Origin of the sequence: Lysobacter terrestris, assembly GCF_014489475.1 — a bacterium.
GTDB lineage: Bacteria > Pseudomonadota > Gammaproteobacteria > Xanthomonadales > Xanthomonadaceae > Agrilutibacter > Agrilutibacter terrestris.
Map to the genome: position 1 here is coordinate 1,860,199 of NZ_CP060820.1, position 13,656 is coordinate 1,873,854.

The 13,656-nt window shown below is 68.6% G+C and carries 11 protein-coding genes and 1 riboswitch; of the genes, 10 read left to right on the forward strand and 1 reads right to left on the reverse strand.

Annotated elements, in window-relative coordinates; all coding sequences use genetic code 11:
* Positions 1-5: 5 nt before the first annotated feature.
* Entirely contained in the window at positions 6-1,745 is a 1,740-nt protein-coding gene (locus H8B22_RS08585) for an alpha-amylase family glycosyl hydrolase (RefSeq protein WP_187711032.1), read from the forward strand.
* 55 nt (positions 1,746-1,800) lie between these two features.
* Here H8B22_RS08585 and H8B22_RS08590 read toward each other — a convergent pair whose 3' ends face one another.
* Positions 1,801-2,835 (reverse strand): LacI family DNA-binding transcriptional regulator, encoded by a 1,035-nt coding sequence (locus H8B22_RS08590; protein WP_187711033.1) that lies wholly within the window; start codon positions 2,833-2,835, stop codon positions 1,801-1,803.
* A 614-nt stretch (positions 2,836-3,449) separates the two neighbouring features.
* Here H8B22_RS08590 and H8B22_RS08595 point away from each other — a divergent pair.
* From H8B22_RS08595 to H8B22_RS08635, 9 genes are all read left to right on the forward strand, one after another.
* A complete protein-coding gene (locus tag H8B22_RS08595; RefSeq protein ID WP_187711034.1) occupies positions 3,450-3,962 on the forward strand; it encodes a hypothetical protein in 513 nt (170 codons plus the stop codon).
* A 6-nt stretch (positions 3,963-3,968) separates the two neighbouring features.
* On the forward strand, positions 3,969-6,056 hold the full coding sequence (locus tag H8B22_RS08600) for a hypothetical protein (RefSeq protein WP_187711035.1): 2,088 nt from the start codon (positions 3,969-3,971) through the stop codon (positions 6,054-6,056).
* Positions 6,053-9,214 (forward strand): tetratricopeptide repeat protein, encoded by a 3,162-nt coding sequence (locus H8B22_RS08605; RefSeq protein ID WP_187711036.1) that lies wholly within the window; start codon positions 6,053-6,055, stop codon positions 9,212-9,214. The genes H8B22_RS08600 and H8B22_RS08605 overlap by 4 nt, the downstream gene beginning before the upstream one ends.
* Positions 9,198-9,857: a tetratricopeptide repeat protein gene (locus H8B22_RS08610; RefSeq protein WP_187711037.1), complete on the forward strand. Its 660-nt coding sequence runs from the start codon at positions 9,198-9,200 to the stop codon at positions 9,855-9,857. The genes H8B22_RS08605 and H8B22_RS08610 overlap by 17 nt, the downstream gene beginning before the upstream one ends.
* Positions 9,857-10,234, forward strand: coding sequence for a hypothetical protein (locus H8B22_RS08615; RefSeq protein ID WP_187711038.1), 378 nt, complete (start codon positions 9,857-9,859; stop codon positions 10,232-10,234). The genes H8B22_RS08610 and H8B22_RS08615 overlap by 1 nt, the downstream gene beginning before the upstream one ends.
* Before the next feature lie 75 nt (positions 10,235-10,309).
* Entirely contained in the window at positions 10,310-10,978 is a 669-nt protein-coding gene (locus H8B22_RS08620; protein WP_187711039.1) for a MotA/TolQ/ExbB proton channel family protein, read from the forward strand.
* Between the two features lie 22 nt (positions 10,979-11,000).
* Positions 11,001-11,507 (forward strand): ExbD/TolR family protein, encoded by a 507-nt coding sequence (locus H8B22_RS08625; protein ID WP_187711040.1) that lies wholly within the window; start codon positions 11,001-11,003, stop codon positions 11,505-11,507.
* A complete protein-coding gene (locus H8B22_RS08630) occupies positions 11,504-12,010 on the forward strand; it encodes an ExbD/TolR family protein (RefSeq protein WP_187711041.1) in 507 nt (168 codons plus the stop codon). The genes H8B22_RS08625 and H8B22_RS08630 overlap by 4 nt, the downstream gene beginning before the upstream one ends.
* 10 nt (positions 12,011-12,020) lie before the next feature.
* Complete coding sequence (locus H8B22_RS08635; RefSeq protein ID WP_187711042.1) at positions 12,021-13,406, forward strand: AgmX/PglI C-terminal domain-containing protein; 1,386 nt, start codon at positions 12,021-12,023, stop codon at positions 13,404-13,406.
* Positions 13,407-13,503: 97 nt separating this feature from the next.
* Positions 13,504-13,592, forward strand: a riboswitch (cyclic di-GMP riboswitch).
* Positions 13,593-13,656 lie beyond the last annotated feature (64 nt).

Here is a 13,656-nt window from a genome sequence, read left to right on the forward strand (position 1 = left end):
ACTCCATGAAACGAACCGTCGCGTTCACCACCCTCGCGCTGCTGCTGGCGGGCTGCGCCCGCGAACCGGCGAACACCGCGGCCGCGCCGGCGCAGCGTCCGGCCGCGACGCAGGCCGATGCACCCGGCGACACGGCCAGCGACGAGCTGGTCGGCACGCGCGAGCCCTTCGCCGCCAACGCCGTGTACTTCGTGCTCACCGACCGCTTCGTCAACGGCGATCCGGCCAACGATTTCCGCGACCAGGCCGCCGGTCCCAACCACACCTTCGACCGCCCCGTGCCCGGTGCGCCGACGGGGCGCAGCGACAACGTCGGCTACCTCGGCGGCGACTTCAAGGGCCTGCTCGACAACGCGCAGTACATCCGCGACATGGGCTTCGGCGCGGTGTGGGTCACGCCCATCGTCGACAACCCGGACGAGGCCTTCACCGGCGGCGATCCGGTCAAGTGGGAAGGCTTCTTCACCGATCGCGGCAAGACCGGCTACCACGGCTACTGGGGCGTTAACTTCTACAGGCTCGACGAGCACCTGCCGAGCAAGGGCCTAGACTTCGCCGGGCTTACCCGGGGGCTGAAGCAGCACGGGTTGAAGACCGTGCTCGACATCGTCTGCAACCACGGTTCGCCGGCGTACACGATGCCGAGCGACCAGCCCGGGTTCGGCAAGCTCTTTGATGCGGACGGCACCCTGCTCGCCGACCACCAGAACCTGCGCCCGGAACAGCTCGACCCGCAGCACAACCCGCTGCACGCGTTCTACAACACGACGCCGGGCCTGGCACAGCTGTCGGACATCAACGAGAACAACCCGCAGGTGCTGGACTATTTCGTCGGCGCCTATTCGCAGTGGATCGACCAGGGCGCGGACGCGTTCCGCATCGACACGATCCCGTGGATGCCGCATGCGTACTGGCACGCCTTCGCCACGCGCATCCGCGCGAAGCACCCGGGCTTCTTCATGTTCGGTGAAGCGTTCAACTACGACGCCGCAACCATCGCGCCGCACACCTTCCCGCGCAACGCCGGGGCGAGCGTGCTGGACTTCCCGCTGAAGGAACGCGTGGCCGAGGTGTTCGGCCGCAAGGGCGGCGGCTTCGAACGCATCGCCGAGCGCCTGTACCTGGAAGACGGCCCGTACCAGAACCCGTATGAGCTGATGACCTTCTACGACAACCATGACATGGCGCGGCTCGACGCCAGCGACGAAGGCTTCATCGACGCCAACAACTTCCTGTTCACCGCGCGCGGGATCCCGGTCGTCTACTACGGCTCGGAGACCGGCTTCGAGCGCGGCACCGCCGAGCACGCCGGCAACCGCAACTACTTCGGCCAGGAGCGCGTCGACGCCGCGGCGAAGAGCCCGATCCACCAGGCGCTCAAGCGCATCGGCAACCTGCGCGCCACCACGCCGGCATTGCAGCGCGGCTTGCAGGTGAACCTGCTGATGCAGGGTGAGCGCGCGGCGTTCTACCGCGTGCTGCAGCAGGGCGCGACGCACCAGGTCGCGCTGGTGCTGTTGAACAAGGGTGCGAAGCCGGCGGCGTTCGAACTGAAGGACGTGCAAGCGGGGCGCTGGAAAGCGGCGATCGCCGGCGGCGAGGCCGACGTTGCCGGCGATGGCGTGTTGAAGGCGACCGTCCCCGCGCACGGCGTCGAGGTGTACCTGCTGGATGCCGCGGTCACGCAGCCGCAGCTGCGCGCGGCGCTGCAGCGGGCGCGCATCGGGGCGAATCCGCGGAGCTGAGAAATCCGGAAGTTGAAAGGTCCTGCGACCGCGGCGCCCTTGCGCCGCGAGGACTTCAGCCCACGCTGCTCGAACGCCGCACCACCAGCGTCGGCGGCAGCATCACGCTGTCCGCGGGTTCCGAGCGGACCAGCTTGAGCAGCGTCTCCACCAGCAGTTCGCCGGCGCGCGTGGTGTCCTGGATCACCGAGCTCAGCGGCGGACTGGCGAAGCGCGCCATCGGGATGTCGTCGAAGCCGACCACGGCGACGTCCCACGGCACGTGGCGGCCGTGCTCGCCCAGCGCGCGCATCGCGCCGATCGCGATCAGGTCGCTGGCGGCGAACACCGCATCGAAGGGGCGTCCGCGTTCCAGCAACGCGATCGTCGCGGCATGGCCGGCTTCCTCCGAGCTCTCCGCATCGACCTGCAGGTCCGCGTGCATCGACGCGCCGGCCTTCTGCAGCGCCGCGTCGCAGCCGCGGTAGCGGTCGAAGAATTCCGGGTAGTGGTTCGACGCATGGCCGAGGAAGGCCACGCGCTTGCGGCCGATGCCGACCAGGTGTTCGCCGACCAGCTGGCCGCCGCGGAAGTTGTCGCAGCCGATCGAGATGCCCGGCTGGTCCGGCAGCACCGGCCCCCAGCGCACGCAATGCGTGCCCTGTTCGACCAGCTGTTCGAGCTTGCTGTGGTACGCCATGTAGTCGCCGTAGCCGAGCAGGATCAGGCCGTCGGCCTTCATGCTGTCCTCGTAGTCGGCGTGCCAGTCGTCGGAGAGCTGCTGGAACGACACCAGCAGGTCGTGGCGATGGCGGGCGCAGGCGCGCGTGATCGAGCCGAGCATCGACAGGAAGAACGGATTGATGTGCGACTCGTCCGGGGTCGGGTCCTCGAACAGCAGCAGCGCCAGCGTGCCCGAGCGCTGCGTACGCAGGCTGGAGGCGCGGTGGTCGACCTTGTAGTTGAGCTCGCGCACCGCTTCCATCACGCGTTCGCGCGTTTCCGGGTTCACCAGCGGGCTGCCGCGCAGCACGCGCGACACCGTGGCTTGGGAAACCCCGGCGCGGTGGGCGATGTCGACGGAGGTGGCGCGGGACTTCTTGCTGCGCATGGGGACGGCGGCGGCGGGAACGACCGAGTGTAGTCCGAAAGCCGCACGGCCAGCCAAGCGCGCGGGCCACCGCGCCGCGTGCGCGCGGGCTGGTTGCTCGGCCGATGCCCTGCGTTGCGGCGGTGGCGATGCCGTGCACCGGCATTGCTGCCGCGACGCGGCGTTGCACGCGGGCGCACCGGATGCCCTCGCGGTGCACCTGACGCCGACCCGATCTGCGCGATGCGTGCCGGCATCGACGCCGCTGTCACCGCGCCGTCGAGTGCAGTGTGCCGCTCCGCGTCAGGTCCGCTGTCTCGACCTGGCCATGCGAGCAGCTCGTCACACTTGGCGTGAGAGATTGCGTTGGCTTCTGACAAACATGCGCTGTTTCTGCCCTTCAGCGTCCGTGTTCTGCAATCGACATCTCATTGCTGAATGCGCGCGCGCTGATCTAATCGCCTCCGCTTTAACCGGCCGATAACGAAACAGGCGCAACGCGATCGCGAACGATTGCCGCGCACCGTGCCGGACTGGGGAACAAAAAATCCACGTGGCGAAACCACTGCGACCGGAGCTTTCCGGCTGCATGGGGGAGTGCGTCCTCGTGGCTGGGAACTTTCCGAGGGGAATGCATGAAGAAGGTGTTCTTGCGCGCAGCGGCGCTCCTGCTGGCGATGGTCTGCACCCACGCATGGGCGCAGGACGGCTATCGCGAACAGATGAAGGGCCTGGACGAGCAGGTGCAGGAGGTCAAGTCCGACGTCCTGTCCATCTCCGCCGAGCTCAGCCAGCTCGAAGAGAAGCTGCTGTACCCGTCCGACACCCATTTCGCGCTCTTCGTGCAGCTCGCCAAGGGCGACACGCTGCGCCTGGATTCGGTCGACGTGAAGGTCGACGGCCAGCCGGCCGCGCACTACATCTACAGCTTCAAGGAACTCGAGGCCCTGCAGAAGGGCGGCGTGCAGCGCCTGTACACCGGCAACATCGCCAGCGGCGAGCACCAGCTCGAAGTGACGGTGGCCGGCAAGCGCGCCAACGGCGAGGCGTACAGCCGCAGCGAGACGGTCGCCTTCACCAAGGAGATCAAGCCCAAGCTGCTCGGCCTGACCGTGTCCAGCGATTCCATCAGCAGCGCGGGCTGGTAAGAGCCGATGCGTCGCGCGTCCACCATCGCGTTGGCAGTCGCATTGACCGCGTTGTCGGGTATCCAACCCTGCGCGGCCGCCGACACGGATCCATCTGCCGACACGCATTGTTCGTCCTCATGGGTGTCGGCCGTGGCGCGGGCGGTGTTGCCGTGGCTGCATTCGTGCGAAGCGGGCGGCAAGGATTCGATCGGCGCGGGTTCGACTGACGGCGCGCGCGATCCCTATTTCGGCGAATCGCTCTACAACGCCTACCAGGGGCACTGGTTCGAGGCGTTGCAGCGCCTCGACGCCGAGCTGGGCCAGCACTACCGCGTGGACGACCAGACGCAGGACTCGCTGTACCCGCTGATCGGCCAGGCCGAGTTCTCGGTCGGCGACTTCGAACTGAACTACCGCATGCACCATCGCGCCGGCCGCGCGATCACCGCGGTGCTGGAAGCGGATGTGCCGGACGCGGTGCGCAACGAAGCGGCCTTCCGCCTGGCGCGCATCCACTTCCAGAAGGGGCAGCCGCAGGACGCGATGCACGCGCTCGAGCGCATCCACGGCGAAGTGCCCGAGAACATCGCCGACGAGATCGAATTCCTGCGCGCCAACACCTTCCTCGCCATGGGCCAGCCCGCCGAAGCGGCGGTCGTGCTCAAGCAGCTGCTGGGCGCCGAAGGGCTGGAAGGATTCGCCGGCTACAACTACGGCATCGCGCTGCTGCAGGACGGCAAGACCGAAGCCGGCCAGCAGCAGCTGGCGAAAGCCGGCGCGGCCGGTCGCAAGGATTCCAAGGCCGTCGTCGCGATCCGCGACAAGGCCAACATGGTGCTCGGGCGCCTGATGCTCGAGGCCAAGGATTACGCCAACGCGCAGCGCTACTTCGACCGCGTCAGCCTCGAAGGCCCGTATTCCAACCAGGCGCTGCTCAGCGCCGGCTGGGCCGATGCGATGGCCGGCAACTACCAGCGCGCGCTGGTGCCGTGGAAGCTGCTGGCTTCGCGCGAATCCACCGACAGCGCGGTGCAGGAAGCCAAGCTCGCCCTGCCGCACGCCTACGGCAAGCTCAACCTGCACGGCCGCGCCGCGGTGCTCTACGACGAAGCGCTGAAGTCCTTCGGCGAAGAGCTCGAAATGCTGGAGTTCTCGACCCAGAGCGTGCGCGACGGCTACTTCCTCAAGGCGCTGGCGCGCGAGGAGATCCAGCAGGACAAGCTGTGGGTGGTGAAGCTGCGCGACCTCGAGGAAGCGCCGGAAACCTTCTACCTCACCAAGCTGATGGCGTCGCACGACTTCCAGACCGCGCTGCAGAACTACCTCGACCTCGAGGACCTGCGCCGCAAGCTGGAGTCCTGGCAGACCGGTTTCGACGCCTACGACGACGTCATCAGGCAGCGCCACGACTACTACGAACCGCTGCTGCCCGGCGTCGACGCGCAGTTCCGCGAACTCGACGCGCAGTACAAGCTGCGCAGCGAGCAGCGCGACATCCTTGCCCGACGCCTGGACGACCAGCTGACCAAGCCGCGCCCCGAGCTGCTCGCCAAGGCGGACGAGCGCATCGCGCTGGACCGCATCAACGCCACCGCAGCGGCGATCAAGCGCCTGCCGGAAGCCGAGCGCGACGCGCACATGGCGCGCATCGAGCGCCTGCGCGGCGCGCTGACCTGGACGCTGCGCACGCAGTACCCCGATCGCCTGGGCGAAGCGCACGCACACCTGGAAGAACTCGACGTGGAGCTGGGCACGCTGCAGCAGCGCTACCGCTCCTTCGTGCGCGCGCGCCAGGCGAGCGTGCACAGCTACATGGGCTACGACGACGGCATCCGCGACCTGCGCAACCGCGTGCGCGACTCGCTCGAGCGCGTGGGCCAGTTGCAGAAGCAGCAGGGCGCGCTGATCGAAGCCGTCGCCATCGAGGAACTCACCGCACGTGCCGAACGCCTGAAGGGCTACCAGACCCAGGCGCGCTACGCCGTCGCCGACAGTTACGACCGCGCGAGCCAGGCGCAGGGCGGCGCGCCGGCCGCGTCGACCACGCCGGACGCAACCGCTACGCCGGACGCAACGGCGACGCCGGGCGCGCCGGCCGGGGAGGGCAAATGAAACTTCGTCTTCGCACCGGCGTAGTCGCCGTGCAGGTCGCGTTGCTGGCCGCCTGCGCACATTCCGAACGCGCCGGCACGCTTGCCACGCTGCACCGCGTGCCGCCGGACACCACCGACGTGCGCGTCGACGACGGCCTGCAGAAGGCGGTGCAGGGCTATCGCCAGTTCCTGCAGGAAACGCCGGCCAGCGAGCTCACGCCGGAAGCGATGCGCCGCCTCGCCGACCTGCAGCTGGAGAAGGAATACGGCGTGCGCGGCACGACCGAAATCCGGGTTGACCGTGCCGACGACCGCGTCGCCGCGCGGGCGCCGTCCGGGCCCGCGGCCACCGCGTCCGCGGCATCCGCCGCGAACGCGCCCGCCGCCGCCGGTGCGAAGCCGGTGCAGATGGCGGCGCCGGAGGTCGGCAGGATCGCCGCGGCCCGCTCTTCCGGCAAAACGCCGACGGGCGCCGCGCCGACCGACATCGAACGCCAGGTCGAGCAGCGCGCCACCCAGGGCCAGGCCATCGCCACCGCCAGCACGGCCGGCGTGGCCGCGGCCGAGTCCGGCCCGCTGGAGTCGATCAAGCTCTACGACAAGCTGCTGACCGAATTCCCGAACTACGCCTACCGCGACCAGGTGCTGTACCAGAAGGCCCGCGCCTACGACGAACTGGGCCAACCCGACGACGCGATGGCGGTGATGGAGCAGCTGGTCAAGGAAAGCCCGGATTCCAAGCTGGCCGACGAAGTGCAGTTCCGCCGCGGCGAGAGCTTCTTCGTCCACCGCAAGTACCGCGACGCCGAAGGTGCGTACCAGAGCGTCGTGGCCAAGGGCGCGGCGTCGGAGTTCTACGAACCGTCGCTGTTCAAGCTGGGCTGGTCGTTCTACAAGCAGGGCGCGTTCGAAGAGGCGCTGCACCGCTACTTCGCCCTGATCGACCACAAGGTTGCCAAGGGCTACGTCCTGGGCGAGAAGCACACGGCGACCGAAGACCGCCGCGTCGAGGACACCTTCAACGTCATCGCGCTGTCGTTCTCCAACCTCGGCGGGCCCGAGGTCATCGGCGAATACTTCGCCGAGTTCGGCCACCGCAAGTACGAAGACCACGCGTACCGCTACCTGGGCGAGTTCTACCTGTCCAAGCAGCGCTACCAGGACGCGGCGACGGTCTACCAGGACTTCGTCAAGCTCTATCCGTTCCATGCCACGTCGCCGGACTTCAGCCTGCGCACCATCGGCATCTACGAGACCGGCGGCTTCCCGCAGCTGGTGGTGGACGCCAAGCGCGACTTCGCCGCGCGCTACGGCCTGAAGGCCGAGTACTGGCAGCACCAGCCGATCGGCGAGCGCCCGGAAGTCGTCGCCGCGCTCAAGTCCAACCTGATGGACCTGGCCAACCATTACCACGCGCGCTACCAGGACCCGACGCTGGCGAAAGAGAAGCAGGCGAGCTTCGCCGAAGCCACGCGCTGGTACGGCGACTTCCTTGATTCCTTCCACGACGACCCGACCGCGCCGGCGGCGAACTACCAGTTCGCGGACCTGCTGCGCGAGAACGGCGACTTCGGCCGCGCGGCGACGCAGTACGAGCGCACCGCGTACGAATACCCGGCGCACGCGAAGGCCGCGGCCGCCGGTTACGCCGCGATCTTCGCGCACCGCGAGAACCTCAAGAAGGTGGACGCGTCCGCACAGGACGCCGCGCGCCGCGCCACCGTCGCCAGCTCGCTGCGTTTCGCCGACACCTTCCCGCAGCACGAGCAGGCACCGGTGGTGCTGGTCGCCGCCGCACAGGACCTGTACGAGCTGAAGGACCACGTCGCCGCGCGCGAAGCCGGCCGCAAGCTGCTGGCGAAGTTCCCGTCGGCCTCGCGCGAGCTGCAGCGCTCGGCGTGGACCGTGGTCGCGCATGCGTCGTTCGAACTGGCCGACTACCCGACGGCGGAACAGGCCTACGTGCAGGTGCTGTCGACGTTGCCGACCGATGATGCCAGCCGCGCCGACCTGGTCGAGAACCTTGCCGCGTCGATCTACAAGCAGGGTGAAGCCGCCAACACCGCCGGCGACTTCCGCACCGCCGCCAACCATTTCCTGCGCATCAAGCAGGCCGCGCCGACCTCGAAGATCCGCGCCGGTGCGCAGTACGACGCGGGCGCCGCGCTCATGCGGCTGCAGGACTGGAAGGCCGCCGCGCAGGTGCTGGACGAGTTCCGCCGCGACAACCCCGGTCACGAACTGGTGCAGGACGCGACCCGGCAGATCGCCAGCGCCTTCCAGCAGGCCGGCGACCTCGGCGGTGCGGCCGGCGAGTACGAGCGCGTCGCCAACGAGGCCACCGACCCGAAGCTGCGCGCCGAAGCGCTGCTGCTGGCGGGCAAGCTGCACGAGGATTCGAAGAACCTGGAGCGCGCGCTGGCGGTCTACACCCGCTACGTCGGCGAATTCCCCAAGCCGGTCGTCGACGCGCTGGAAGCGCGCCAGCGCATGGCCGACATCCACAAGACCCGCGGCGACGACGCGCGTTATCGCGCCGAACTGCAGAACGTCGTGCAGCTCGACGCCAGGGCCGGCAGCGAACGCACCAGCCGCACGCGCACGCTGGCCGGACGCGCCGCGCTGGTGCTGACCGAGCCGCTGTACACCCGCTTCGCCGCGATCGAACTCAAGCTGCCGTTCGAGAAGAGCATGGCGGCCAAGCAGAAGGCGATGGCGGACGCCATCAAGGGCTTCAACACCCTGGTGCCGTACGAGGTGGGCGACGTCACCGCCGCCGCCACGTTCTACATGGGCGAGGTGTACGCCAACTTCAGCCGCTCGCTCAACGAGTCGCAGCGCCCGGGCAACCTCAAGGGCAACGCGCTGCAGGACTACAACGACCAGCTCGACGAGATGGCATTCCCGTTCGAGGAAAAGGCCATTGGCCTGCACGAGAAGAACCTCGAGTTGCTGGAGGCCGGCGTGCAGAGCCCGTGGATCGAGAAGAGCCTGGCGCGCCTGGCGCAGCTGGTGCCGGCGCGTTACGCGCGGCCCGAGGCGAGCACCGGGTTCCTCGGCCAGGCCGAGCGCTACGAGTACGTGCAGCCGGCTACGACTGCCCCCGCCGCGACCGCACCGGCCGCCACGCCGGCCGCACCCGCCACCACCGGAGACGACGATGTCAGCGCGCACTAACCCGCACGACGCTCGCGGTACGTACCGGCGCGCCCGCCGCCATGCCCTGCGCCTGGGCGCGCTCGCACTGGTCTACGTGGCCGCGACGGCGATGGCCGCGCGCAACTCGCCGGGCGTGAACGTGAGCGCCACCGGCTTCACCATCGTGGAGTCGGCGAAGGTCGACGGCGCGACGCGTGCCGACTACGCGCGTGCCGCCGGACTGCTCGCGCAGCAGCGCTATGCCGAAGGCATCGTCCTGCTGCAGGACATCACCACGCGCCAGCCCAAGCTCACCGCGGCGTTCATCGACCTCGGCATCGCCCAGGCGAAGAGCAACGAACTGGACCAGGCCGAGGCGAGCCTGAAGCGCGCGATCGAGCTGCAGCCCAAGCACCCGATCGCGTGGAACGAGCTGGGCCTGGTGCAGCGTCGCCAGGGCAAGCTCAACGATGCGCGCGCGTCCTACGAGAAGTCGCTCGCCGCCGCGCCGGGCTTCCACTTCGCCCGGCTCAACCTCGCGGTGCTGTGCGACCTCTACCTCGAAGACGCCGCCTGCGCGCTCGACAACTACGTCCTCTACCAGCAGGCCGTGCCCGACGACAAACAGGTCGCGGGCTGGATCGCCAGTGCGCGTGCGCGCGCCGGCAAGGGAGGCAAGTGATGCGTAACGCGATCGTGGTCCTGTGCGTGGGCCTGGCGCTGGCGCCGGCGGTGGCTTTTGCCGCCGGACCCGCGGCACAGACCGGTACCGAGGACGCCGCGGGCAAGACCGGCGCAGGCAAAGCCGGTGTCGCGAAGGCAGATACGGGCAAGGTGAAGGCCGCGCCCGCCGGCGACATGGTGCTGTCCGGCCTGTCGATCCTCGGCAACGACGAGACGCCCAAGGAACTGGTCATCGTGCCCTGGAAAAGCTCGCAGCTCGCCGACGCGCCGGGCATTTCGCGCCTGCTCGATGACAGCACCCAGCCCGTCGACAAGGACGTGTTCCTGCGCGAGCTCTCGTACTACGACCTCATCGCCGACCCGGACGGCGAGTGAGTCGACGCTCCAACCGTTTTTCCGCCGGCTTTCTCCAGCCGACTTTCCAGCGAACTTTCCAGCGAGGGCACTGACATGTTTCAAGCAATAGCGCATTTCTTCAAGGCCGGTGGTCCGATGATGCTGCCGATCCTGCTGATCGGCCTGGTCGGCATGGCGATCGCCATCGAGCGTTTCATCACCCTGCTCAAGGCGCAGCAGCACACCCGCGCCATGTGGGCGCGCGTGGAGCCGTCGCTCAACGACGGCGACTTCGACAAGGCCCGCAAGATCGTCGGCGACGACAACAACCCGCTCGGCCGCCTGCTCGGTGCCGGCCTGGCGATGCAGGGTGCGGTGCGCCGCCGCGACGACGTCGAGAAGGCGATGCAGGAAGGCATCATGGAAATCGTGCCGCGCATGGAAAAGCGCACGCACTACCTCGGCACGTTCGCCAACCTGGCGACCCTGGTCGGCCTGCTCGGCACCGTGTCGGGCCTGATCGGTGCGTTCAGTGCGGTGGCCACCGCCAATCCGGCGGAGAAGGCCAACCTGCTGTCGGCGAGCATCTCCGAGGCGATGAACTGCACCGCGTTCGGCCTGGGCACCGCCGTGCCGCTGCTGTTCATGCACGCCTTCCTGACCTCGCGCACGCAGAACCTGGTCGAGAGCCTGGAAATGGCCGCGATCAAGTACCTCAACGTGCTGACGCTGCGCACCAATCGCGCCGCCCAGGGCGCGGTCCAGAACATCCGGGCCGCCTGAGCAAGGTCACAGGAGAAACGCCATGGGCCTGATGCCACGTCGCAAGCCGCCGGCCAAGCCGGTCGAGCTGATGCTCGTGCCGATGATCGACATCTTCAGCGTGATGATCACGTTCCTGCTGATGACGGCCGTGTTCTCGCGCATCTCGATCATCCAGCTCGACCTGCCGAGCGCGGCTGCCGGCGAGCCCACCGAGCCGACCTTCCGCCTCGAAGTGATGGTGCGCAAGGAAGGCCTGGAGCTGACCAACGGCCGGGAAACCATCGCCGTGCTGCCGCAGGAAAACGGTGCCTATCCGCTGCAGCAGCTCACGCTCATGGCCGCCAACCTCAAGGGCCAGCACGTCGACGTCGACACCGCCTCGGTGCTGATGGCGCCCGACGTGCAGTACGACCACCTGGTGCAGGTGATGGACGCGATCCGCAGCACGGACAAGGCCACCGCCGAAGCCAACGGCTTCACCGCCACCCCCGATGAACGCGGCCGCATCTCGATGTTCCCGAAGATCGCCGTGGGAGACGCACCATGAGGATGTCATTGAATCCGTTCCGCGCCATGCGCAAGCGGCGCGAGGACCCGGAGCTCAACCTGATCCCGATGATCGACATCATGTCGGTGATGGTGGCGTTCCTGCTGATCTACTCGACCGAAGTCGAAGTGGTGCCGAACGCGAAGGACGTGCAGATCCCGCTGTCCACCGCCGAAACCAAGCCCGCCGAGACGGTGGTGGTGACGATCACCAAGGACATGCTGCTGGTGCAGGGCGACGTGATCGCCACCATGGAGCAGATCCGCGACCCGAACGCCGCGCTGATCGAACCCCTGCGCGAGTACCTGTCGCGACCGCTGGCCGCCAAGGGCGGCGCCGCGCAGCAGGCCGCGCTCGCCCACCGCGAGATCACCGTGCTGGCCGATCGCGGCCTGCCGTACGAAGTGATCCGCAAGGTGATGACGACCTGCACCGCGGCCGCGTACGACAAGTTGTCGCTGGCGGTGCTCGAGACCGGCGGCACCGCGCCGAGCGGTGGTTGAGGCCGAACCGATGACCGATACCAACGCCATGGAACCCGAAACCATCCAGGACGCCGTCGCGGCTCCGCTCGACGAACGCATCGCGCAGGCGCGCGCGCGGCTGCGCGACCTGCTGCAGGACCTGTCGGCCGTCGAGGAGGAGATCGCCGGCCTCCTCGGCGACCGCGTCCGGCAGCATCTGCTGGAACGCGCCTGCACCGCACTGGACGAACTGGACGAGGCCTACGGCGCGGACCTGTTCTGGGACGGTGTGGCCGGGAAGGGCGAACGGGCAGGGCACATCGCCCGCGCGCGCGGCCGCGCCGAATCCCTGCGCGCGCGCATCGATGCGGTCGAGTCGCGTCGCAGCGGGCTGGTGCACGGCATCAGCGAGCAGAACGAGCAACTGCTGTTGCTGGAAGACGAAGCCTTCGAGCACCAGGAAGAAATCGAGCGCCAGCACAACGAATGGGTCGTCGAGCGCGAGCTGCAGACCGGCCGCGTGCGTCCGCACCTCATGCTGTGGATGCGCGGCGACGAGGACCGGCGTTCGCGCAAGGGCCTGGCCATCGCCTTGTGCGTGTGGCTGGTGATCGCGATCGTCCTGCCCTTCATCGTCATCCCGGAGAAGCTGGCGCAGCCGGACAAGCTGCCCGAGCGCGTGGTCACCGTGATCCCGGAAGCGAAGAAGCTGGAGAAGGCCCCGCCGCCGCCGCCGGAACTCACCCCGCAGAAGAAGATCGAACGCAAGCCGACGCCGACCCGCACCGACACCGCGAAGGCCGAACCGCGGCCGGTACCGACGCCGCAGGCGGCCAAGCCGCAGGGCATCCTCGCGTTCAAGGATGCGCTCACCGCCGTCGACGACCTGCCGGCCGTCGCCGATCTCGGCCGCGCCGCCAAGCTCAGCAACGACACCGGCGACGCCCGTCCGGAGCGCGCGATGCTGACCGGCACCGCGCCGGGCCGCAGCAGCGGCATCAACCTCGCGGCGCAGAGCCGCGGCTTCGGCAGCGGCAGCGGCGAGCGCGGCGCGATCAAGGGCACGGCGTTGACGCGGGCCTCGAGCGGGATCAACGCGGTGGCCGCGGTCAGTTCCGCCGGCAACAGCAGTGCGAAACGCGGCGGACGCTCCGACGAGGAGATCCAGGTCGTCTTCGACCGCCACAAGTCCGCGCTGTACCGGTTGTACCAGCGCGAGCTGCGCAACGACGCGACCTTGCAGGGCAAGGTCGTCCTGCGCCTGACCATCGAGCCGGACGGCAGCGTGTCGATGGCGCAGGTGAAGTCCTCGGAGATGGAAGCGGCCGCGTTGATCGCGGACATCCTCGCCCGGGTGAAGGGCTTCAACTTCGGCGCGAAGGACGTGCCGGCGGTGACGATCGTGTACCCGATGAACTTCCTGCCGGCCGGCTGAAGCCATCGCGCCGCATCGCGGGCCCCGCGGCTACGCCCCGGGGCCCGCATCAACGCATCAACGCATCTACGCAAGACGTAAGACGCAACACGCAACACAACGACAAAGGCAAAACCACCGAAAGGTGGCGACGCAAAGTCACCGGCCTGTCGGGCGCAACGCGCCCGTGGTAGCGGGACCGCCGGAGCATCACGCAGGGAGCGAGCCAGCTCGCCCACCCCGCGTGAGGGCATTCCTCGGTCCCGTTCCA

Bases quoted from the DNA above. Each gene is read 5' to 3' on its own strand.
- H8B22_RS08585 (WP_187711032.1), top strand. From the start codon at position 6: ATGAAACGAACCGTCGCGTTCACCACCCTCGCGCTGCTGCTGGCGGGC.
- H8B22_RS08590 (WP_187711033.1), bottom strand. From the start codon at position 2,835: ATGCGCAGCAAGAAGTCCCGCGCCACCTCCGTCGACATCGCCCACCGC.
- H8B22_RS08595 (WP_187711034.1), top strand. From the start codon at position 3,450: ATGAAGAAGGTGTTCTTGCGCGCAGCGGCGCTCCTGCTGGCGATGGTC.
- H8B22_RS08600 (WP_187711035.1), top strand. From the start codon at position 3,969: ATGCGTCGCGCGTCCACCATCGCGTTGGCAGTCGCATTGACCGCGTTG.
- H8B22_RS08605 (WP_187711036.1), top strand. From the start codon at position 6,053: ATGAAACTTCGTCTTCGCACCGGCGTAGTCGCCGTGCAGGTCGCGTTG.
- H8B22_RS08610 (WP_187711037.1), top strand. From the start codon at position 9,198: ATGTCAGCGCGCACTAACCCGCACGACGCTCGCGGTACGTACCGGCGC.
- H8B22_RS08615 (WP_187711038.1), top strand. From the start codon at position 9,857: ATGCGTAACGCGATCGTGGTCCTGTGCGTGGGCCTGGCGCTGGCGCCG.
- H8B22_RS08620 (WP_187711039.1), top strand. From the start codon at position 10,310: ATGTTTCAAGCAATAGCGCATTTCTTCAAGGCCGGTGGTCCGATGATG.
- H8B22_RS08625 (WP_187711040.1), top strand. From the start codon at position 11,001: ATGGGCCTGATGCCACGTCGCAAGCCGCCGGCCAAGCCGGTCGAGCTG.
- H8B22_RS08630 (WP_187711041.1), top strand. From the start codon at position 11,504: ATGAGGATGTCATTGAATCCGTTCCGCGCCATGCGCAAGCGGCGCGAG.
- H8B22_RS08635 (WP_187711042.1), top strand. From the start codon at position 12,021: ATGACCGATACCAACGCCATGGAACCCGAAACCATCCAGGACGCCGTC.